The sequence below is a fragment of the Nitrospira calida genome (assembly GCF_976986435.1).
The window spans coordinates 516076-536480 of sequence record NZ_OZ335950.1; the positions used below are offsets into that span (position 1 = coordinate 516076).

A 20405-nucleotide genomic window follows, 5' to 3' on the forward strand; every position below is an offset into this window, starting at 1 on the left:
AGCGATCGGTGATCGGCACGCGGAGCAGCCGGACGGGCAGGAGCGTGAGGCGCCTCCGACAGAGCCGCAATCGCAAAGCGAGCCGACTCAACCACCGGCCCAGTCCGAGACTGAGGTGGAGTCGCCCGCGACCGACACGGTCCTTCCCGGCGCGCGCGGCAGACCGCGCCCCGCGCGGTATGGGTTGAACATCCGGTTTGAGTCCGCGCCCGACGATCCGGAGCTCGGGCGCCTGGTCGAATCCACGGTTGTCGTGAACGACGCCCATCCCGCCTACCGGCGCGCCGATGTTTCCCGGTCGGAAGGCTATCACCTGGCCCTCACGGTGGCGCTGGCGCTGGCCCTGTTGGCCGTCGAGGCGGCCAAGGAACACGACTTCGTCACCGCGTTCCTGGCACGCTGGGGCGAAGCGTTGAAACGACCGCCCGGCCCGCCGGCGTTGACACGGTCACGCCCTTGTCCCTCGCCCCCATGATATAATTCCGCCCCTTATGTCCGGCTCCATCGTCATCCGCGGCGCGCGGGAGCATAATCTCAAAAACCTCGATCTCGAGATTCCGCGGGACAAGCTCGTGGTGATCACGGGCTTGAGCGGGTCGGGTAAGTCATCCCTCGCCTTTGACACGATCTACGCCGAGGGCCAGCGGCGTTACGTCGAATCGCTATCCGCCTACGCCCGTCAGTTCCTGGAACAGATGGGCAAGCCGGATGTCGACTCGATCGAAGGCCTGTCGCCGGCCATCTCCATCGAGCAGAAGAGCACCAGCCATAACCCCCGCTCCACCGTCGGTACCGTCACGGAAATTTACGACTATCTCCGGCTGTTGTTCGCCCGGGTCGGCCGGCCGTTCTGTTACCAGTGCGGGGAGGAGATCGCCGCGCAGACCGTGCAGCAGATGGTCGACGCGATCCGTGAACTGCCAGAGGGGACCAAGTTTCAGATCCTGGCACCCATCGTGCGCGGGCGAAAGGGTGAATACCGGAAAGAACTGCTCGACATGCGGCGGGCCGGGTACGTGCGGGCGCGGATCGACAACCGCATTGTGGATCTCGGCGAGGATATCACGCTTGATAAACAGAAAAAGCACACGATTGAGATCATCGTCGATCGGCTGGTCATGAAATCCGGCGAGGCGCTGGCGCGACGGCTGGCCGATTCGGTCGAGACCTCGCTCAAGCTGGCTGGCGGCCTGGTCGGGGTGCTGACAGAAGACGGGAAGACGTTCCTGTACAGCGAGCAGCTGGCGTGCATCCGCTGCGGCGTCAGCTATCCGGAAATCACGCCCCGCATCTTTTCGTTCAACAGTCCGCATGGGGCCTGTCCGGCCTGCGACGGGATCGGCTACGCGATGACGCCGGGCTGTCCCGAGGACGAGGATTTCACCCTACTCGACCTGTGCTCCGCCTGCAAGGGCGCGCGACTGAAACCGGAAAGCCTGTCCGTCAAGATCGCCCGCCGATCCATCGCGGACGTGACGCAACTCTCCGTCCGCGCGGCGGCGGACTTCTTTCAGTCGCTCACGTTGACGGAGCGTGAGACACTGATCGCTCAACGCATTCTGAAAGAGATCCGCGAACGGCTGGGATTCCTGGTGAACGTCGGGCTTGATTATCTGACGCTGGACCGGCCGGCGGCGACGTTGTCTGGCGGCGAAGGGCAGCGGATTCGGTTGGCGACCCAGATCGGCTCCGGATTGGTCGGCGTCCTCTACATTCTCGACGAGCCGTCCATCGGGTTGCACCAGCGGGACAACCGGCGGCTGCTGGAGACGCTCCTGCGCCTGCGCGACCTGGGCAACACGGTCATCGTCGTCGAACATGATGCGGAAACCATGCGGGCGGCGGATTACATCCTGGACCTGGGACCCGGGGCCGGCGCGCACGGCGGCCGGATCATCGCCCAAGGGGCGCCCGCCGAGGTCATGGCGAATCCGGAGTCCCTCACCGGCCGCTATCTCCGCGGCGACCTCTCGGTGACGCTTCCGCATCGGGAGCGCAAACCTAAGGGCTTTCTCACGGTGGTGGGGGCGCGGAAGCACAACCTCAAGGGCATCACGGCCCGCTTTCCGCTCGGCCTGTTTACCTGCGTCACCGGCGTCTCCGGCTCGGGGAAAAGCACGTTGGTGCTGGAGGTGTTATTCCATTCGCTCTCTCAACTGCTCAGGCAGCACCCCTCTCCTCAATCTGCTCCCCCACGCCCGTTGCATCACAAAGCCCCATGGACGCCCCGGAGAGGGAATGGTGAGGGAAAGCTGAAGATCGACGGCTGCAAGGAACTGCTCGGTGTCGAGGCGCTCGACAAAGTAATTGACATCGACCAGTCCCCGATCGGCCGGACGCCGCGCTCGAACCCGGCCACCTACACGGGCCTGTTCACGTTCATCCGCGATGTGTTCTCGAACCTTCCGGAGTCGCGCGTCCGCGGGTACAAGCCCGGCCGCTACAGCTTCAACGTGAAGGGCGGCCGCTGTGAAGCCTGCCAGGGGGATGGCCTCATCAAGATCGAGATGCACTTCCTGCCGGACATCTATGTGACTTGCGAGGTCTGCAAAGGGCAACGGTACAATCGGGAGACGCTGGACATCCACTACAAAGGCCGCAGCATTGCGGACATCCTGAACATGACGGTGGACGAGGCGCTGGAATTTTTTGAACATATCCCGCTGATCAAGGCGAAATTGCAGACGCTGCACGACGTGGGGTTACACTACATTAAGCTCGGCCAATCCGCGACCACCCTCTCAGGCGGCGAGGCGCAGCGGGTGAAGCTCTCGCGCGAATTGTCCAAACGCGCCACCGGCCGCACCCTGTACATCCTGGACGAACCGACCACCGGCCTGCATTTCGCCGATATCCAGCGCCTGCTCGACGTGCTCAACCGGCTGGTCGAAGCTGGCAACACGGTCGTGGTCATCGAACACAATCTGGACGTGATCAAGAACGCCGACTGGATCATCGACCTGGGTCCTGAAGGTGGCGACCACGGTGGCGAGATCGTGGCTGAAGGAACGCCGCGGGAAGTGGCCCGGTCGAAGCGATCGTACACGGGGCAGGTGCTCCGAGAAGCGGGGATTGGAAGGTGAGTCACCAGCTTGACATCTCGACATCACGACATTTATGCTTTGATGCATGAGGACGACGCTGACGCTGGATGATGATGTGGCGGCTCAGCTTCGCCGGTTGCGAAAGGTTCGCAAGGAGGCGAAGCTGAAGGAGCTAATCAATGAGGCCCTGAGGCAGGGGTTGAGGCATCTGACGGCGCCGGCAGGGCCGCGAAAGCCTTATCACACGGCAGCCGTGTCGCTCGGACGCTGTTTGATCGGCGGTATCGACGATGTTGCGGAAGTGCTTGCCGTCGCGGAGGACGACGCCTTTCGGTGATTTTGATCGATGCAAATCTGCTGGTGTACGCTCACGTGTCGTCGTTGCCGCAACACGAGGCCGCACGAGCCTGGCTGGATGCGCGACTCAATGGGGCTGCTCCGGTCGGGTTGCCCTGGCTGAGTCTCTTGAGTTTTCTTCGGCTGGTTTCCAACCCCCGGGTGTTTGAACAACCCGAACCGATACAGGATGCCTGGCGGCAAGTGATCGAATGGCTGGAATGTTCCCCATCCTGGGTGCCCATGCCCACGGAGCGGCATCAGGAGGTTCTGGGGCCACTTCTCGCGCATATCGGGGGACGCCCGAATCTGGTTCCCGATGCCCATCTGGCCGCTCTGGCCATCGAACATGGTCTGGCGTTGTGCTCCACTGACGCCGATTTTGCCCGTTTCCCAGGGGTGCGCTGGGAGAATCCGATCGCAGGTCGTTCGCGGTAGGCTGTGAGTCGGCCGTCTCGATATTCGCGGCGGAGATGCCTGGGACTTCGGCGCATCCACGCTGCAGTGGAGTCCATGGAGTCATAGAGAGGTGAGCCGGGGGATGCCGGGGCGTGACTCCACGGTCCAGCCTCCAGCCTATTTTTTCATACCAGCGCAATGCAGGATTTCGAACAGCTCGGCGTCTTCTATCTTGGACGCCCCTACGACCTGAGAAAGAACAAGCCCAAGCCGGGCTGGCTGCTCTACGACTCGAAAGATCTGGTCACCCATGCGGTCTGCGTGGGCATGACCGGGAGTGGCAAGACTGGTCTCTGTCTCGCCTTACTTGAAGAAGCGGCGATTGACGGCATCCCAGCCCTCGTGATCGATCCCAAAGGGGATTTGGGGAATTTGCTGCTGACATTCCCGCAACTCCGCGGGGAAGACTTCGAGCCGTGGATCAACGAAGGCGAGGCGCAGAAGAAAGGACTGTCACCGCCGGAGTACGCCCAGCAACAAGCGGAGTGGTGGAAGAAGGGCCTGGCCGAGTGGGGGCAGGACGGCACCCGCATCCAGCGTTTGCGCGACGCTGCTGAGTTTGTCATTTACACGCCAGGGAGCACCGCAGGCCTGCCGGTCTCGATCGTGCAATCCTTCGCCGCGCCGTCGCGTGCGGTGCTCGACGACGCCGAAGCGCTGCGCGAGCGGATCGGCACCACCACAACCGGTTTGCTGGGCCTTCTGGGCATCGAGACCGATCCGATCAGGAGCCGTGAGCACATCCTCATCTCGACTATCCTCGAGGCGGCGTGGAAGCAAGGGGAGGACCTCGACCTCGCGACGCTGATCCGGCAGATTCAAGTTCCGCCGGTCTCTCACGTGGGCGTGCTCGACCTGGAATCGTTCTATCCTGCGAAGGACCGGTTCGCGCTCGCCATGCAACTCAACAATCTGCTGGCTGCGCCGGGCTTTTCGGTGTGGCTGGAAGGCGACGCGTTGGACATCGGACGGATGCTTTACACATCGGAAGGCAAGCCGCGGATTGCGATCTTCTCGATCGCTCACCTGAGCGATGCCGAGCGCATGTTTTTCGTTACGCTGCTGCTGAGCCAGACGCTGGGATGGGTCCGTTCCCAGACGGGCACGACGAGCCTCCGCGCTCTCCTGTACATGGATGAGATCTTCGGTTATTTCCCGCCCGTCGCCAACCCGCCTTCCAAGCAACCGCTGCTCACCTTGCTCAAGCAGGCCCGCGCGTTCGGCCTCGGGGTCGTGCTCGCCACCCAAAACCCGGTCGATCTCGATTACAAGGGGCTGGCGAATACCGGCACCTGGTTCATCGGCCGTTTGCAGACCGAGCGGGACAAGGCGCGCGTATTGGAAGGGCTCGAGGGCGCGTCGGCCGGCGGCGGCCAACGCTTCGATCGGCAACAGATGGAGCAGCTGTTGGCCGGGCTGGGCAGCCGGATCTTTCTGATGCACAACGTCCATGAGGACGCGCCGGTTGTGTTCGAAACACGCTGGACGCTCTCCTACCTGCGCGGCCCGCTCACCCGCGATCAAATCAAGAAATTGATGGACCCTTATAAACGGTCGACAGCGCGAGGCACGGGACAAGAGGCGAGAGGTCGCAAGCCCGAAGCTGACCTTCCATCGGTTACCTTGAGCTCCTCGCCCCTTGCCGCTCGTCCTGTTCTTGCGCCCGACATTCCACAATATTTCATCCCTGTCCGCGGCGCCCGTCCGGCAGGCGCTGATCTGGTCTACCGACCGAGATTGTTGGGGGCGGCGCAGATCCGGGTGGCCGACGCGAAGGCGGGCGTGGACGTTGCCCAGGATTGCGTATTCCTGGCCCCGATGACCGACGCGCCCGTGGCGGTGGACTGGGACGATGCGGTCGAGGCCGACGTAACGGTGGCTGAGCTCGAGCGGACTCCGCAGGACCCGGCGCGGTATGCACCGCTTCCTTCTCCGGTTGTCAACAGGAAGAGCTTCGACCTGTGGAGCAAAGATTTCGCCAATTGGCTCTACCGCACGCAGAAGGTCGAGTTGTTCAGGAGCCCATCGTTGAAGGAGATGTCCAAGCCCGGCGAGTCGGAGCGAGATTTTCGCATCCGGCTGCACCAGCTCGCGCACGAACGGCGGGATCAGGTGACGGAGCAACTCCGGCGCAAGTATGGACCGAAGATGGCCGCGTTGCAGGAACGTCTGCGTCGCGCCGAGCAGGCCAAGGAACGGGAAGCCGAGCAGGCCAAGGCGCAACATCTGCAGACGGCGATCTCATTCGGCGCGACGTTGCTGGGCGCGTTTCTTGGCAGAAAGACGATCAGCGCGACCACGCTGGGGAAGGCCGCGACCGCGGCGCGGGGCGTCGGCCGGTCGATCAAGGAAGCCAAAGACGTCGCCCGCGCAGAGGAGAACATCGAGGCAATCCGCAAACAACTCGCCGACTTGGAGACGCAGTTTCAAGTGGAAACGGACGCCCTGCTGTCCAAGATCGATCCGCTGACCGAGCCGCTCGAGACCATCGCGCTCCGGCCCTCCAAGACCAACATCGCTGTCCGCCTGGTTGCCATCGCCTGGACGCCGCACTGGGCCGATCAGGATGGACGCTGGACGCCCGCCTGGCGGTAATCGCGCGGCACCCGGTCCGCAGAAGACAAACGGGTCAGGCGTTCCAGTCGGAACGGAGGCGGTCAAAGACCGGACCAAGCCCTTCGGCTGGTTGGGCGGCCGCCTGGCCGAAGACCTCTTCGACAACGTGTTGGCCTAAGCGCCGATAGGATTCGAACTGCGATTCATCGAAGAATTGGTCGGCCGTCGTTTCATGCGGGAATGTCTTGTGCTGCGCGGCGTACTCCAGGACGTCGGCGGGCTCGTTACCGGTAAGTGACGGTTTGAGGTATAGGAGCACGCCGTCCCGCCCGCCGGCATCTACATTCGTAATAGCGGATGGTGCCGATCGCGTGGTGCCAACGGCTGCGCCCTTCCTGATTCCGCCGGCGAAGCATGTCCACGTTGATGTCGATGTCGGTGCCGAGGTCCACCCTGATCTTGCGGATGGCATTGCCTAGGTCTTGGAACACGAATTGGGGATCGCACCCGGCGTCGCTCACGATGATCATGCGGCATCGTCGAAGAACCATTTCTAGAGACCCAAGTTCTCAAAGTGCCCGCCATCTGAAAGATAGACGTAGGGGTTGTGTTCGTCGGTGAGCCCGAACGCTTCCGCCAGAAGCGGGCGGATCGATGAATCTGGGCAGGATCGATCGAACGTGTTGGCGCCGGCCATTCCAGGGTTGCCCAGCCACCACCCGAGCCTGACGTTGAACAGGGTCAAGAGAAACGCGACGGCGGGCGACGAGTGATAGCCCATGTTGGGGCTGGCCGCGGCGCCTGAGATGGCCAGGGCGGTTCCCAGCGTGATGGCGGTCTTGTACGCGTGATTCTTGCCGTATTCCGCTGAACGGCGTTACCCGAGATCCTTGTGCAGGAAGCTGCCGCAGTGCAGCGGGGATACGGTGAGCGACACGGCCTTTCACTGTTGCCAGGCGAGGTTGGTTCCCCGCACCAGATTCAACGCGATGTTCACCACGTGGAACGGCTTCTGCGCCGGCGCTCCGTCGGGGGCCAAGTCCTTCATCGTGAAGTTGTCCCTAGGGTCGAAGCCGGTGAAACGATTGGGATCACGCCGATGCCCATATTCCCCAAGCCGCGAGGCGCCGAGATAGGCGCGGATCAGCCGGTTGCGATACATCGAGTGCAACGAGAACTTATTGATATTCACGTAGCGTGACAAAAAAACGCTGGTGAGCGCCAGCGTGACGATAAACGCGACCAGTCTGTCCCATCGTGTCCGTTCCAGAATCTGCTGATACGTCCACCCTCCGTCTTGCGCCGGTCCGGTCAATATGATGAGGCCCAGTGTGAGCGCGAAGAGCGCGCTCGTGGCCGCCGCCAACAACGCCAGGACGAACACCACCGCCACGGGCGCCGCCACCGCGAGCGCCGTGTTCACTAAACCGGCCCCGGACTCCCGCGAGTTCACCGCGGCGGTGTTCCGACTGAATCCCAGCACAACGCTGACGAGACCGGAAAGGCCTCCCAGCGAGGTCAGCAACACGGGAAACTCGGCGAGCCCGGTTGGTTCGAAGATCGCGATGCCGCTCGCCGCCGTCCATGCGACGCCGCCGATCAGCACCCACGCGCCGGACCGTCCCCACCATTCCCGATCCTCATCTCGCGTGTAGAGGCTGGTGATCCCGACGAAAAAGGTTGCCGCGAGAAGAAAGCCGCCCAGGAATCCCGGCGCGGCGAACGTCGTATACCAGGCAGCATACTCCCTGACTCGCTGTTCGTGGGTCAGGCCCTCCAGTCCGGTCCAGGCCAACAAGCCTCCTAAGGCTCCGCTCATCACGATGACAACCAGCTCGGCCAACAGGGGTTCCTAGCCCTTGCGAAAGCGATCCAGGCAGAAGCAGGCGATCGTCCAGGCGGCGACGTTGATGGCCGACGTGGCGACGGTGAAGAGGATCAGGGTCCGCCGGATCGCCCACCCGTTCCACGAGACGGCGCCGAGGTCCTTCCCGGTGTTGTGGAACCAGGCCCAGACGAGCATGAGCAGCAGAGACGCGGTCAGCGGAGGAAGCCACGAGCATAGAAGGAACCACGGCTGTTCTTCGAACGTCTTCCATCGTTCGTGAACGCGGAGATAGGCCAGGCTGGGCCGGTACAGGTGGATGTAGGTCAGCGAGAGGACGATGAGCAAACTTCCGATCGCGACTACCGTGAGCAGCGCCCACTCGGGCATCCAATCAGGCATCTCCAACCGTGCCAGCGCGAGATACAGTCTAGGGATCGCCAATCCCGCAAGCGCGAGGGGCAACAGAACCAGCCAGTTCAGCAGCAAGTTGCGGAGATAGATGCCGATCACCGTCCAGGAATCCGCCGAGAGCAGCCCCAGCCGCGGGCTTAGGTAATTGCTGTATCGTCGGATCCAGTTCACCGGGTCGGGTTCCGGTTCGAGCGGGGCGCGGGTCTGCACGCTGAGTTCCTGGGTCACGCCGGCAAGGCCGCGCGGATGGCGCTTGATCCAGGCGGTGAGCCAGCTCCCAATGTACCCGCCGCCGGAGACCGTCGAAAGGTAATCGAGCCGGTCGAGCTGATGCAGGCGCGCCAGTCCTTGGATGATGCCGAGACCAAAGGTCGCACTGCGGATGCCGCCGCCAGACAAACAGAGAGCCGCTCGCCCGTAGGGAAGGGCATGGATGCGCCGGCAGATGTCCTTCAGCCGTTCGGGTTCGCCTATCTCCGGTGGAAAGTCCACGCGTGAACCGTGGAGACGCTCATATTCTTCCGCGAGGACCTGGCTCAATTGGAATGGACCACTCGTGCCAGACGGCGCACTCATAGCATTCTCTTTCGGCTCGGGTACGGCGCAGGTCGGTGTCCCGCCTCGATGAAGTCCACGAGCTGATGCCGGTATTTCACCGCGACCTTCTGCGCGGCTTTAATCAGCCTTGCGGCGTGACAGTCGTTCTTGCGCTTGAACAAGGTGGGAATCGGGCTCACCGCGGCGGCTCAATGCTTACGATCCTTCAGCATCAGCTTGTCGGTCCAAGCCAACAAGATGGCGGAGCCCAGGAATGTCATGTGAATGAAGATCTGCCATTTGATATGTTCGGGCGATACGTTGCTCACGTTCACGAAGGCCTTCAGGAGATGAATGCTGGAGATACCGATGAGGGAAGCCGCCAATTTGACTTTGATCGTACCCGGGTCCACGTGGCTGAGCCAATCCGGTCGGTCCCGGTGCCCCTCCAGGTCGAGCTTGCTGACGAACGTCGCGTAGCCGCCGATCACGACCATGGTGAGCAGGTTGGCGACCATCGTGATGTCGACGAGAGAGAGGACGCCGAGCATGAAAATCGTCTCCGTCAACTCGCGGATGTTGTGGATCATCTCCCACAGCTCGACGAGAAACTTGTAGGCATACAGCAGCTCGGCCACGATCAGGCCGGCATAAAGCGGCGCCTGAATCCACCGGCTGGCGAACACGATAACCTCGAATCCGCGCTCGACGCGGCCGGCGATGGCCGTGGCCGTCGCGGCGGAGGTTGTGGCTGTGGCCGATGAATGAGAGGAATGCGTCACGTTGGACATACGGTCTCCTTGCTGATCGGCGGATCGCGTTCGCTGCATGGGGTGGCGGATGGCAGGATCAACGGTCTCTACACGTTCGGGCGTCCATCGACTCGAGTTCCGTTTCCGAGGCGTATCCTAGTGAGCTGATCGCCATCTGTCAATTCGCTCCGGTGGGCCCGACGACGAAGGTCGCAACCGCAAGACCATTCAAGTGTGCTGGAGGGAAGGACTGAAGGGGCCTGGGCGCCTCAGATCAGGCGAGGCGCCCGGCACAATGGTGACGGTATCGAGGTTGGCCGGTGCCGCCGAGCCGGCGACATCAATGCATTCGTACGGAATAATGATGAACGGTGCTCATGCCTCTCGCATAAAGGGCGGCGGCTTGGGCCCGACGCGAGATGTTGAGTTTGTCGTAGATATTGGCGAGATAGTTCTTGACGGTTTTTTCGCTCAGGTCTAGCGCGGCCGCGACTTCCTTGTTGGTCTTCCCTTCTGCAACCAGCGTCAGGACACGCTGTTCTTGCGCGGTCAGGCTCTCCGGGCCGGTCCTGGGTTTCACGGTCTGCACAGGGCGCATTTCCGTCACCCGCGAGGCGGCCGTCCTCTCGAACACCGTCCGGCCCGCCGCGATCGCCCGCACGGCGCTGATCAGGGCCGCGCGGCTTGCGAATTTGGAAAGATAGCCGTGGGCGCCGGCCAACACAGCGTCCAGGACAAGGCCCTCCTCGGTAAAAGCGGAGAGCATCAGCACGCGGGTTTCGCGACAGATTTTTCGGATGTCCCGGCAGGCCTGGATGCCGTTGCCTTGTCTTAAACGCACGTCCATAAGGACAACATCGGGTCTGAACCGAATGACATCCTCGATCGCTTCCGTTCCGGCGCCTGCTTCACCGATCACGGCGATCTCATGGGCGGATTCAAGGATTGTTCGGAGCCCTGCTCGCACGACTTCATGATCGTCCACGATGTACGCGCGAATGGGCTTGCCATTGCGTTTGTCCATGGGGCCCTCCAAATCATGATGCCCTAAGGGTAAAAACCGGGCAGTCTCTTCCCGCCAGCATGCCAAAGGAAGCCACCCGGAACACCTGGCGACTCCGCCAGGTGACAAAAAGTGGGATTTCGACCATGACGCTCTCCCTGGCCTGGGTTCTTACGCAAAACAAGGGAGGCGACCATGGTGAGATGGAGGACGATTGCGTTCTATGAAGGACGGTTCCTGGTCAAAACACTCACGGAGCAACAAGATCTTGTGGAAGCCTATCGGCTGCGCCACAAAGTGTTTGTCGACCGATTGCAATGGGTGTCCGCCTCGCCCCTCGAATTAGAGGTGGATGCGTATGATGCCTGGGCCATATCGGTCGGTCTGTTCATGGGCGATGGAACCCTGGCAGGCTTGTTCCGTATCCTCGTACCGCCCGGGCCCTTCATGTTGGAATCGGAGTTCCGACCTTGTCTGCTTCCGGGGTATCGTCTTCGGAAGGAACCGGATACGGTGGAAATCACACGACTGACCGTGGATCCGGGCATTCACGATAAAGGACTTTCGTCCCGTATGATGCTGGCATTGTTCAAAGGCGTGTATCAGTGGTCAGTCTTTAATGATGTCCGATACCTCTACATGGTCGTCGAGAAACGGTTTCTCCGCGTGCTCCGCGCAATCGGCTTTCCCTGTGAACCAATCAGCCCGGCCGTGGCGCTGCCGCCGGCTGGCGCACTTTCCGTGGCGGCGGTGTTGGATTGGGACCAGTTCCGGGATGAAAGCGCTCAGAAGCGACCGGAGTTCCTACGGTGGATTACGTTGCTGGACAACGCGAAAGTTCGTGACGAGGCGGCCGTGCCACAGACCGTCCAGGTCAAGGCTGGTGAAGAGGCGGTCCCGATCGACGGAGAATTGGTAAAGGCCTGAGACAGGTCTCGAACCGCAGAACGAAGGAACGGCGTCACGTGGTCGTCAAGACGCCGCTTTCAATGGCCATGGCGACCGCCTGGGTCCTCGATGTCACGTCAAGCTTGATAAAAATGCTCTCAATATGGAAGCGAACGGTGCGTTCGGTGACACCAAGAATGCGAGCAATCTCCCAGTTGGTCTTTCCGTCCTTCATCCAGTTCAGCACGGCCAGTTCGCGGGAGGAGAGGCCGTTCACGCGGTTGTAGGCGGGGTTCGGCGCGTTCTTAATCAAGGCTTGGTGCAGGTGGTGGATGACGTATTCCAGAATGCCCGCGTAGCGCCGGTTATCGCTGGATCCGCCGCCGGCGAAGGAGAAAAAGCTCGCCAAGCCGCGCCGGGCTTCCAGCGAGCCGGTCGTGACGCCGTTGACCAACCCAAACGATTTCGCATCTTCGATGAACTCTTTCTGCTTGGTGGAGGTCACATTCTGATACGTATGTTCCCACACCTGGGTCTCCAAGCTGGTCATGAGAGAATTCAAAACCGGATCGACTTGCGCATATCCGTTCTGGGCGTATCGGTGGAGCCAATCGTTGGGGTAACTGACATTGAGCACGTTCGCGAATTCTTTAACCCGTCCCGTCTGGTCGACGCGCACCAGACCGCCGATGATGTGAGAGCAGGGGACAATTTTCTGGAGAAGGCGCAGCACCGAGACCACGTCTTCGTTGGTTTCGGCCTCAACAGAATAGTGGAAGATTTCGAGAAAGTCCTGGAGTTCGCGTTTGGTGAAGTCGGTGAAGAGTCTGGCGGGGAAAGGCGTTCTGGATTGCACCATCGGTTACCCTCCCGTAAACCGAAGACCCAAGCCCGGGCGGTCGTTCAGTGTCACATTGGGGAGCGGAGAGTTGCGCAGACTTCCTCCCAGAACGACCTCATTATAGTAGCCCGCCTTCTTCGCCGCAAGCGTTGCCCCACTTGGTGCGGAAGATCGCCCTCTGGCAAGCGATTTACGTAAGTTAGCGGCGGACAACGAATGGTTAAGCTCTGGACAGCGCCTTGCGAATCTCAGCCGCGGTCTTGCTGTCGATGCCTGTCTGTTGCAATTCTTCGTCGGTTGCCTGCGCGATAGCGTCCAAGTCGCCGAAAGCTTTGAGCAGAGCGTTCCGCCGGATCTCGCCGATCCCAATGATCTGGTCGAGTCGTGAGGCGATCAGGGCCTTTCCACGGAGTTTGCGATGATAGGTGATGGCGAAGCGGTGCGCTTCGTCGCGGATGCGCTGGAGCAGGTGCGCGGCGGGCGAGGAGGGGTTGAGCACGATGGGGTTTTTGCGGCCGGGGAGAAACACGCGGTCCGCTTTCTCGCCACGGGCCTTGGCCAGTCCGATGACGGGCAGTTCCGCGCGCCCGACTCGTTTCAAGCCCTCCATCGCGGCGGCGAGTTGGCCCAGCCCGCCGTCGATTAACACAAGGTCCGGGAGCGGCAGATCCTCGGCCTCGCCGTACCGCCGCATCACCGCTTCCTGCATGCTGGCGAAGTCGTTTGCCCCCGCGACGGTCCGGATGCGGAACTTCCGGTAGTCCGACTTCTTCGCCTGGCCATCTTCCCACACGACGAGCGAGGCGACCGACTGGTCGCCCATCGTGTTCGAGATGTCGAACCCCTCGATGCGGCGCGGGACCTTGTCGAGGCGGAGCAGGCGTTTCAGTTCTTCCGTCGCCAGGCGATCGGTCTCCTCGTTGCGGAGATGGTCGGCAAGCGCGGCGGCCGCGTTTTCCTCCGCGAGTTGCACCAACTGATGCTTCTTGCCCCGCTCCGGGGCGAGCACCCGTACCGGCTCGCCTTTTTTCTCGGACAGCCACCGCTCGATCAGCGGCGCATCCGCCAATGTCGTCGGGACCAGCAACTCTTTCGGCGGGAGACCGTCTTTGTTGTAAAACTGTTCGATGGCCGACCGCACAAGTTCCTCGTCGCTCGCCTCCGCCGACTCGGTCCAGAAAAAATCCTTACGCCCGATCAGCAGGCCGCCGCGCACGAACAGCATCTGCAGATCGACCGCCGCCCCCCGCCGCGCCAGCCCGAGGACGTCCTGGTCCGTTGAGGAGGTCTGCGTGACGCGCTGCTTCTCCAGCGTCCGCTCGATCTTGAAGATCCGATCGCGCAGCCGTGCGGCCTCTTCGAATTCTTCCCGCTCGGCCGCCGCATGCATATGTGCCCGCAAGTCTTCCAACAGTTCGGTGTCGCGCCCTTCCAGAAATTGGCGAACCTGCTTGACGATTCGGTGATACTCCTCGCGGGTCTGGTTGCCGATGCAAGGCGCCATACAGCGCTTGATCTCGAACTCGATGCAGGCGCGCTCGGCCTTGCCGTCGATGTCGATCTCGCAAGTGGCGAGGGGGAACACCTTGCGGATGACCTTTAAGGTCTCGCGCAACGCGCCGGCCGGCGTGTAGGGGCCGTAGTAGAGGGCGCCGTCTTTTTGGACGCGGCGGACGATCGACAAACGCGGGAAGTCCTCCTTGACCGGCAAGCGGAGGTAGGGATACTGCTTATCATCCCGGAGCACGACGTTGAATCGGGGACGGTGGCGTTTGATGAGGTTGCTTTCCAGAATGAGGGCTTCGAGTTCCGATCGGGTGACGATCGTTTCGACGTCCGCAACCTGCCCGACCAGGACGGCGGTCTTCGGTGTGTGATCTGTCCCGCGCTGGAAGTACGACCGCACCCGGTCGGCCAACACGCTGGCCTTGCCGACGTACAAGATCTCGCCGCTGGCGTTCTTGAACAGGTACACGCCCGGCTGTTGGGGAAGGTGGTCGAGTTTGGATTGAAGGTCCGGAGACATCGGGCGGTCAGCCTTCAGCTCTCACTGGTCCGCCCAGGACTCGTTCAGAACCGGTCCTGCGGCGCCAACCCATTGTACGGCCTGGAAGGAGCGGCGGCAACTCGGCTGCGGGGGTGATCACCGACGGTGGAAGGTGCGAAGCTTGTTTACCGCAATCCCCGCACAAAGGCCGGGCTCAGGGTACCCCGCGCCACTTCCGCGACGGGTCCCTTCATGGTGAGGGCGAAGTCCTTGGCTACGTCGATGCGCAAGGCGCCGCCCGGCATGTTGACGGTGACCGGGCTTCGCACCAAGCCCAACCGCACGGCCGCGCTGGCGGCGGCGCAGGAAGAGGACCCGGAGGCTTGAGTCTCTCCTGCGCCTCGCTCCCAGATCAGGATGAAGATGTCCCGCGGACCGGTCGGCACGGCAAGCTGGACGTTAGTCCGTTTGGGAAACAGCGGATGGTTTTCGAGTTCCGGGCCGAGAAGGCGGAGTTCGTCTGTGGTCCACTCTGCTCCTTTCGGCTTGAAGACGACGCAATGCGGATTGCCGACGCTGACGCCCGTAAAGCGAAGTTGCTGTCCGGCCACTGTGATCGGCTGGTCAATCACCTCGTCCACGGCCAGTTTGCACGGGAGCGCATCGGGAGCGAAGGAGGCCCGTCCCATCTCGACCGTCACAGCGCTGGCCTCTCCGTATCGATCCAGATGCAATTCCACCGCAACCCGCCCGCCTTTGGTGTCCACGGTGAACGTTTTCCGGCGGACGCGGCCGGTCGCGTGCAGATAGCGAGCGAAGATGCGCAGGCCGTTACCGGATTTCTCCGCCTCGCTGCCATCGGGGTTGAAGATGCGAAGGCCGAAGTCGGCGTTCTTGGAGGGAATGGGCGCCAGAATGCCGTCGCTGCCCAGGCCCCAGTGGCGGTCGCAGATCGCCCGAATGTTGGCGGGCGTGAGCTTGAACGACAGGTCTTTCGGATCCATAACGAGGTAATCGTTGCCGAGACCGTGGCCCCGGTAGAAGGCGTTCTTCATGCTGATCTCTCCTTGGCTGAGTAGCGAATAGCGAACAGCTCACCGCGCGTACGGGTGAATCACAGCCGTCGAGGGGCGCGAACTCGGCCGAGGCTTGCGAGCAGGTCCATGATTCGCCTGCGCGCGATCATCTCTTCGCTGCTCGTCATGAGCGGTCAGTTCCTGGCCGATGTTACACGATCGCCGTGCCTGGCGGCCGTTCGATCAATTCGATCTCGTAGCCGTCGGGAGCGTCGATAAAAATGAAGCGGCTGCCGGAGGAGGTCCTGGTCGGGCCGTCGGTGATCTTGACCTGCTTGGCTTCAAGAGCCCGGATCATCTCATCCAGGTCGTCGACTTCGAACGCCAGGTGGACCAAATCCTCCTGGACCTTGACTGGGCCGCTCGGCGGAAAGCTGCACAGCTCGATCAGTTCCTCGCTGTTGGGCACCTTGAGAAACGCCAGGTGCGAACCGCGCGGCGACGTTTTCCGCTCCAGGACTTCAAGCCCCAGCACATCCGTGTAGAACTTGATCGTCTCATCCATGTCGCTGACGCGCATGCGGGTGTGCAGCAGTTTTTTGACTTTCATCGTTCCCTCGTACTTCGTCCTTCAGGACGCTGATCGTCATCGTCGCTGGACAAGCGTCACTCTCAAGAAGGCCGATGACCCTTGCCGTCCGCTCCTCACAGTCGACGCATGACGATTGACGCATTACCCGGCTGTTCTCGCCGGCCCCACCGTCTTGCGCAGCAGAATCTCCGCCGACCCGGGAATCAGGAAATTCGGCATGGGTCCGATCTCCTGGTAGCCGTGTTTCCGATAAAACCGCCGCGCGCCCTCATTGAAGTCGGATACGCAGGCGAAGACGTTCTTCGTGCGGGCAAAGACGATTCGTTCCAGGTGAGCCAGCAGCGCGGCCCCCAAGCCCCGACCTTGCGCCCACGGGGCCACGGCGAGCAACTCCAGATAGTCCCCCATGAGAAACTTCTGGCGTACCAACGCCACCCCTGCAACGGCTCCATCCAGTTCGATGACATACCCGTCGCGCCCCTGCGGCAGCGGTGTGAAAATGCGGTTCCAATCGGCTGCCGTATAATTCAGCCGCTTCCAGGGATCGGAGTCGTTGAGAAATCGAACAACCGGCTCTCGATCCTCCGGTTGAAACGCCCGGATCACCGGTGCGGCTGCGGGGCGTGGTTCACGCATGCGAGAAGCTCCGAAACAGTGACCGGAGTCAGCCCGCGGTCGGGCAACAAAACCTGCGCCAGATCCTCGATTACGGCGCGCGTGTGCCTGCCCTTGCCGTTGGCATGAAAGACGATCACGCTGCCAGGTTTAATCCTGGCCGTGAGCCGCGCCAGGATCTGCGCGCGAGTCAGTTGCGGGTCCGGATCGCCGGACTCGACGCTCCACAAAATCAGCCGAAGCCCCAGGGATCTCACGACATCCACGGTGAGCTCGTTAAATTCCCCGTAAGGGGGTCTGAATAAGGATGCGTTCCGACCGTACTTCGTCCGGAGCAGCGTGACCGGTCCGAGAATTTCTCGGCGTTGCTCCTCTTCATTCTGCATCGGTAGGTGCGCGTGCACATGCCCATGTGTCCCGATTTCGAAGAACGGCACGTTCAACAGCGCTTGCACTTCCGTCTCGTGCTTGGCTATCCACTTCCCGGACAGAAAGAAGGTGGCGGGAATCCGGTTGGACACCAGATAGTTGATCAGCTCCGCATCGTAGCCGGTCCCGCCTCGCACCGGGCAAAGATCAAAGGTCAAAGCGGCGGCCTTACATGCCGGCGGCCCGGACTTGATCACGTGCGCCTGTCCGGGCGCGATCATCCACACAAAACCCAGCAGCGCTGTCAGGCCGGCGGCCAAGCCCACACATGGTCCGCTGTTACCCGGCATACGGTGAGTATACCTGAAGCGGAAACGCCGAGTAAGGCCGCCGCACGGTCAGCGTTGGGGCAGGTGGTCGCCGGCATGGCCGCATCCCAACAAATCGAAAAATGCGGGCGCCTCGCATGGAACGGCTCCCGTTGACGGCTGATCTGGCCGGCTGCTAGCCTGCGACGGGAAAGGGGTTCACGGAATGCACGGTCCGGATTGGCAGATCGGTCGGATCCTCGGCATCCCCATCAAAGTCCACGCGTCCTGGTTTCTCGTCTTCCTGTTTGTGACCTGGACGCTGGCTACCGGCTATCTGCCGTCAGTCTTGCCCGGGCACTCCGCCGCGCGGTATTGGGCGATGGGCGGCGTGTCCGCCGTGCTGCTTTTCGCTTCAGTCCTACTCCACGAGTTGGGCCATTCCTATGTAGCCTTACGCTATCGTATTCCCATCGGGCAGATTATACTGTTTATCTTCGGCGGGGTTGCCCAGATGCGTCGGGAACCGCCGGGACCGCGGGCCGAGTTTCTCATTGCGATCGCGGGACCGCTTGTGAGTTTCCTGCTGGGCGGGCTGTGCTTCGGACTAGTGTCCCTGGCCGAATCCGTACCCGGAGCCGGTCGGTTCCAGGGTCTTCTGGTTCTCGCCGTGATGGTGGGGCACACCAACTTCCTGCTCGGCGTGTTCAACTTGATCCCCGGATTTCCTCTGGATGGAGGACGGGTGCTGCGGGCCGGCCTGTGGGCGTGGACCAAGGATTTCTATCGAGCCACCAGTCAAGCTTCGCTGGCCGGACTGTGGTTCGGGGGCTCGTTGGCGCTGCTCGGCGGCCTGGTGGTCTTTGCCGCGGTGGCTGGCGCATTACCAGGCACGCTCGTAACGAACGGCGGGTGGATCGTTCTGATCGGCGCGTTTCTGTTCACGGCTGCGCGCGGCAGTCGCCGGCAAGCGGCGCTGAAGGCGATACTCTCCTCTGTTGCCGTGCGGGACCTCATGGTCTGCGCCGTGACAACGATCGATCCGGGGCTGACGGTGGAAGACGCCGTCAACGGCTGGTTCTTGCACTATGGCTACGGTGGATTTCCGGTGGTGCAGGACGGTCGCCCAGTCGGTATGGTTACGGTTCGCGAAATCCGGGCCGTTCCGACATCGCTGTGGGCGTGGCGGCGGGTGCAGGACGTGATGCGACCTTGGACGCCGGACATGGCGGTGGCGTCCGATTGTTCCGTCGTTCAGGCACTGGAACGGATGGTTCAGACGGGTGAAGACCGATTGGTGGTGGTCGATGACGGGCGGCTGGTCGGCTTGGTGACGCGCTCAGCGGTCGCGCGGTATCTGCAACTGCGCGGCTTCCAAAGTTAGAGCAAAGCCCTCCCTTTGTCCCTTTCACGGTCAGTCATCCGCCCGCGCGACCGAGAGGTTTTGCGCGATCGCCACGCGCACGAGATGGACGGCGAGCATAAGGCCGTAAACGACGCAGAAGAAGTTGAAGGCGACCCGGTAGAAATCCACCAGCAAGATGGGGAGGAAGAGCGCGAACAGCAAGCTGGTGATTAACGTCGCGAAGGTCAGCCGTCGGCAGAATTCATACGACGATTCGTGGTTGATCGGTTTCAACGCCTTCGCATAGCGCTGCGCGCGTTGCAGTCGCGCTTCGCGCAGGCCCGATTCCCCCGGTCCCCAGTAACGCAACGCGACGTAGCCTCCAATGATCATGATCCAGGGTGAGCACCAGAGCAACCAAAACCGGTGTCCGCCGTAGGATTCAGACGTGAGCAGCACGGCGAATGAGGGTGCATACAGCAGCCCCAGAACAAGCGGAAGGACCCGCTCGTCACCTGGCCTCCCGCCGTGAATCAATTCCCGCTCGAAGAGCGGATAGCCGTACTTCAGCACGACCAGGGCGATCGCTGCGCTCATGGTCTTGTCGGGGATGTAGCGGATACAGGTCTGCAACCAATTGACCACCGTCCAGCCCAGACTCTGTCCGTAGCCCAGCCCGAACCACACATCCAAGTGAGCTTCGATCGCCTGCTGCCATTCCATCACGATCCGACTGAGCGTCTCCGCCACCTGAGGATTAAGGGCAAGGACTGCGTTCTCTCCGAGGGCAGTCTGTACCAGCGCGCCGGGCACACTCATGACAACGGCGCCGAGCACGCCGAATGTGAACAGAAACCAGACATGCGAAAAGATCGAACTGCGGCCGGTGCGCAGATACTTGCTGAAGCCGGCTCGCCGGGCCATGAAGCCCCAAAAGAATCCGCCCGCCATGTTCACCAGCGACCAGGGGAAGATGATGACATCGGCTCCGGTTTCCGGGAAGAGCAGCCAATTCACCACCGAATTCGACAGCACCGCGACGATCGCTCCCCACCAGGGGCCCAGGAGAAATGCGGCCAGCGCGGTGCCGGTCATGTCGAGGAAGAGCATGCTGTGCAGATGCCGGCTGAGGGTGAGGCCGAGATAGTTCAGCAGGATTCCGGCGGCTACGATCACGCTGGTTTCGTAGAAGAACAGATAGGACGTCTTTTCCAGGATTTTTGCGCTGATCGTTTGCGCGCGAGAGACCGGCTCTTCCTGGGCACGGCTTTCTATGACCATCTGCTTGTTCGTCTTGGCCGACCGCAGCCGATCCTGGATCGTCAACAACTTGTCCATGAACGACAGGACAGCGGCGACGAATCCGATGATGGCCCCGGCAAAGAGCAGGAACTCCCGATTCACGATTTCTAGCATAAGGACGCCGCTCAATTCCCGAGAACGAGGTCCATTCTATCTGCGAACCCGTATCCGCGCCAGAAAAAGGTCGGAAGGCGGCAGGTCGGGAAACACGGAGCA

General features: G+C 61.9%; 21 protein-coding genes. 6 read left to right on the top strand and 15 right to left on the bottom strand.

Translation table 11 applies throughout. The annotated features are described in order from the left end of the window. Positions 1-491: 491 nt before the first annotated feature. From ACWHTU_RS02635 to ACWHTU_RS02650, 4 genes are all read left to right on the top strand, one after another. Positions 492-3083 carry an excinuclease ABC subunit UvrA gene (locus ACWHTU_RS02635; protein WP_447861420.1) on the top strand — a complete coding sequence of 864 codons (2592 nt, stop codon included), beginning with the start codon at positions 492-494 and terminating at the stop codon, positions 3081-3083. 46 nt (positions 3084-3129) lie between these two features. Beyond that, positions 3130-3381 carry a type II toxin-antitoxin system antitoxin VapB33 gene (locus ACWHTU_RS02640; protein ID WP_447861422.1) on the top strand — a complete coding sequence of 84 codons (252 nt, stop codon included), beginning with the start codon at positions 3130-3132 and terminating at the stop codon, positions 3379-3381. Further along, positions 3378-3818 (top strand): TA system VapC family ribonuclease toxin, encoded by a 441-nt coding sequence (locus ACWHTU_RS02645; RefSeq protein WP_447861423.1) that lies wholly within the window; start codon positions 3378-3380, stop codon positions 3816-3818. Before ACWHTU_RS02640 ends, ACWHTU_RS02645 begins: the two co-directional genes overlap by 4 nt. Positions 3819-3977: 159 nt before the next feature. Continuing rightward, entirely contained in the window at positions 3978-6434 is a 2457-nt protein-coding gene (locus tag ACWHTU_RS02650) for an ATP-binding protein (RefSeq protein WP_447861425.1), read from the top strand. 34 nt (positions 6435-6468) lie between these two features. Here ACWHTU_RS02650 and ACWHTU_RS02655 read toward each other — a convergent pair whose 3' ends face one another. The 8 genes from ACWHTU_RS02655 to ACWHTU_RS02690 all read right to left on the bottom strand — a co-directional run bounded on the left by ACWHTU_RS02655 (position 6469) and on the right by ACWHTU_RS02690 (position 10947). After that, entirely contained in the window at positions 6469-6714 is a 246-nt protein-coding gene (locus ACWHTU_RS02655; protein WP_447861427.1) for a hypothetical protein, read from the bottom strand. Beyond that, a complete protein-coding gene (locus tag ACWHTU_RS02660) occupies positions 6680-6925 on the bottom strand; it encodes a hypothetical protein (RefSeq protein WP_447861428.1) in 246 nt (81 codons plus the stop codon). Before ACWHTU_RS02660 ends, ACWHTU_RS02655 begins: the two co-directional genes overlap by 35 nt. A 23-nt stretch (positions 6926-6948) precedes the next feature. Continuing rightward, the gene (locus tag ACWHTU_RS02665) at positions 6949-7176 is read right to left on the bottom strand and encodes a hypothetical protein (protein ID WP_447861429.1); all 228 of its coding nucleotides are present in this window, start codon (positions 7174-7176) and stop codon (positions 6949-6951) included. 162 nt (positions 7177-7338) lie between these two features. Continuing rightward, positions 7339-8238, bottom strand: a complete 900-nt coding sequence (locus ACWHTU_RS02670; RefSeq protein ID WP_447861431.1) for a hypothetical protein — start codon at positions 8236-8238, stop codon at positions 7339-7341. 9 nt (positions 8239-8247) lie between these two features. Further along, positions 8248-9210, bottom strand: coding sequence for a patatin-like phospholipase family protein (locus tag ACWHTU_RS02675; protein ID WP_447861432.1), 963 nt, complete (start codon positions 9208-9210; stop codon positions 8248-8250). Continuing rightward, positions 9207-9371 carry a hypothetical protein gene (locus tag ACWHTU_RS02680; protein WP_447861434.1) on the bottom strand — a complete coding sequence of 55 codons (165 nt, stop codon included), beginning with the start codon at positions 9369-9371 and terminating at the stop codon, positions 9207-9209. Before ACWHTU_RS02680 ends, ACWHTU_RS02675 begins: the two co-directional genes overlap by 4 nt. A 9-nt stretch (positions 9372-9380) precedes the next feature. After that, complete coding sequence (locus ACWHTU_RS02685) at positions 9381-9962, bottom strand: TIGR00645 family protein (protein ID WP_447861435.1); 582 nt, start codon at positions 9960-9962, stop codon at positions 9381-9383. Positions 9963-10263: 301 nt separating this feature from the next. Next, positions 10264-10947 carry a response regulator transcription factor gene (locus ACWHTU_RS02690; RefSeq protein ID WP_447861437.1) on the bottom strand — a complete coding sequence of 228 codons (684 nt, stop codon included), beginning with the start codon at positions 10945-10947 and terminating at the stop codon, positions 10264-10266. 174 nt (positions 10948-11121) lie between these two features. Here ACWHTU_RS02690 and ACWHTU_RS02695 point away from each other — a divergent pair, with 174 nt between their 5' ends. Continuing rightward, complete coding sequence (locus ACWHTU_RS02695; RefSeq protein ID WP_447861438.1) at positions 11122-11853, top strand: acyl-homoserine-lactone synthase; 732 nt, start codon at positions 11122-11124, stop codon at positions 11851-11853. Positions 11854-11887: 34 nt separating this feature from the next. On the opposite strand, the gene ACWHTU_RS02700 is transcribed toward ACWHTU_RS02695, so the two are convergent. From ACWHTU_RS02700 to ACWHTU_RS02725, 6 genes are all read right to left on the bottom strand, one after another. Then, positions 11888-12673 carry a helix-turn-helix transcriptional regulator gene (locus tag ACWHTU_RS02700; RefSeq protein WP_447861440.1) on the bottom strand — a complete coding sequence of 262 codons (786 nt, stop codon included), beginning with the start codon at positions 12671-12673 and terminating at the stop codon, positions 11888-11890. A 202-nt stretch (positions 12674-12875) separates the two neighbouring features. Continuing rightward, a complete protein-coding gene (gene uvrC / locus ACWHTU_RS02705; protein WP_447861441.1) occupies positions 12876-14681 on the bottom strand; it encodes an excinuclease ABC subunit UvrC in 1806 nt (601 codons plus the stop codon). Positions 14682-14827: 146 nt separating this feature from the next. After that, entirely contained in the window at positions 14828-15697 is an 870-nt protein-coding gene (dapF, locus tag ACWHTU_RS02710; RefSeq protein ID WP_447861442.1) for a diaminopimelate epimerase, read from the bottom strand. Positions 15698-15869: 172 nt separating this feature from the next. Then, complete coding sequence (locus ACWHTU_RS02715) at positions 15870-16268, bottom strand: VOC family protein (protein WP_447861444.1); 399 nt, start codon at positions 16266-16268, stop codon at positions 15870-15872. Positions 16269-16391: 123 nt separating this feature from the next. After that, positions 16392-16886, bottom strand: a complete 495-nt coding sequence (locus ACWHTU_RS02720) for an N-acetyltransferase family protein (protein ID WP_447861446.1) — start codon at positions 16884-16886, stop codon at positions 16392-16394. After that, on the bottom strand, positions 16853-17560 hold the full coding sequence (locus ACWHTU_RS02725) for a polysaccharide deacetylase family protein (protein ID WP_447861447.1): 708 nt from the start codon (positions 17558-17560) through the stop codon (positions 16853-16855). Before ACWHTU_RS02725 ends, ACWHTU_RS02720 begins: the two co-directional genes overlap by 34 nt. 208 nt (positions 17561-17768) lie before the next feature. Between ACWHTU_RS02725 and ACWHTU_RS02730 the strand changes: the two genes are divergently transcribed. Then, positions 17769-18926 (top strand): CBS domain-containing protein, encoded by a 1158-nt coding sequence (locus ACWHTU_RS02730; protein ID WP_447861449.1) that lies wholly within the window; start codon positions 17769-17771, stop codon positions 18924-18926. A 30-nt stretch (positions 18927-18956) separates the two neighbouring features. On the opposite strand, the gene ACWHTU_RS02735 is transcribed toward ACWHTU_RS02730, so the two are convergent. Then, positions 18957-20303, bottom strand: coding sequence for a hypothetical protein (locus tag ACWHTU_RS02735; protein WP_447861451.1), 1347 nt, complete (start codon positions 20301-20303; stop codon positions 18957-18959). Between the last annotated feature and the right edge of the window lie 102 nt (positions 20304-20405).

What these genes read in the sequence shown, in the direction of transcription:
- ACWHTU_RS02720 (WP_447861446.1), bottom strand. Translation starts at nt 16,886, where the DNA reads ATGCGTGAACCACGCCCCGCAGCCGCACCGGTGATCCGGGCGTTTCAA.
- ACWHTU_RS02675 (WP_447861432.1), bottom strand. Translation starts at nt 9,210, where the DNA reads ATGAGTGCGCCGTCTGGCACGAGTGGTCCATTCCAATTGAGCCAGGTC.
- uvrC (WP_447861441.1), bottom strand. Translation starts at nt 14,681, where the DNA reads ATGTCTCCGGACCTTCAATCCAAACTCGACCACCTTCCCCAACAGCCG.
- ACWHTU_RS02695 (WP_447861438.1), top strand. Translation starts at nt 11,122, where the DNA reads ATGGTGAGATGGAGGACGATTGCGTTCTATGAAGGACGGTTCCTGGTC.
- ACWHTU_RS02735 (WP_447861451.1), bottom strand. Translation starts at nt 20,303, where the DNA reads ATGCTAGAAATCGTGAATCGGGAGTTCCTGCTCTTTGCCGGGGCCATC.
- ACWHTU_RS02715 (WP_447861444.1), bottom strand. Translation starts at nt 16,268, where the DNA reads ATGAAAGTCAAAAAACTGCTGCACACCCGCATGCGCGTCAGCGACATG.
- ACWHTU_RS02685 (WP_447861435.1), bottom strand. Translation starts at nt 9,962, where the DNA reads ATGTCCAACGTGACGCATTCCTCTCATTCATCGGCCACAGCCACAACC.
- ACWHTU_RS02690 (WP_447861437.1), bottom strand. Translation starts at nt 10,947, where the DNA reads ATGGACAAACGCAATGGCAAGCCCATTCGCGCGTACATCGTGGACGAT.
- ACWHTU_RS02700 (WP_447861440.1), bottom strand. Translation starts at nt 12,673, where the DNA reads ATGGTGCAATCCAGAACGCCTTTCCCCGCCAGACTCTTCACCGACTTC.
- ACWHTU_RS02640 (WP_447861422.1), top strand. Translation starts at nt 3,130, where the DNA reads ATGAGGACGACGCTGACGCTGGATGATGATGTGGCGGCTCAGCTTCGC.
- ACWHTU_RS02665 (WP_447861429.1), bottom strand. Translation starts at nt 7,176, where the DNA reads ATGGGCTATCACTCGTCGCCCGCCGTCGCGTTTCTCTTGACCCTGTTC.
- dapF (WP_447861442.1), bottom strand. Translation starts at nt 15,697, where the DNA reads ATGAAGAACGCCTTCTACCGGGGCCACGGTCTCGGCAACGATTACCTC.
- ACWHTU_RS02660 (WP_447861428.1), bottom strand. Translation starts at nt 6,925, where the DNA reads ATGATCATCGTGAGCGACGCCGGGTGCGATCCCCAATTCGTGTTCCAA.
- ACWHTU_RS02650 (WP_447861425.1), top strand. Translation starts at nt 3,978, where the DNA reads ATGCAGGATTTCGAACAGCTCGGCGTCTTCTATCTTGGACGCCCCTAC.
- ACWHTU_RS02635 (WP_447861420.1), top strand. Translation starts at nt 492, where the DNA reads ATGTCCGGCTCCATCGTCATCCGCGGCGCGCGGGAGCATAATCTCAAA.
- ACWHTU_RS02730 (WP_447861449.1), top strand. Translation starts at nt 17,769, where the DNA reads ATGCACGGTCCGGATTGGCAGATCGGTCGGATCCTCGGCATCCCCATC.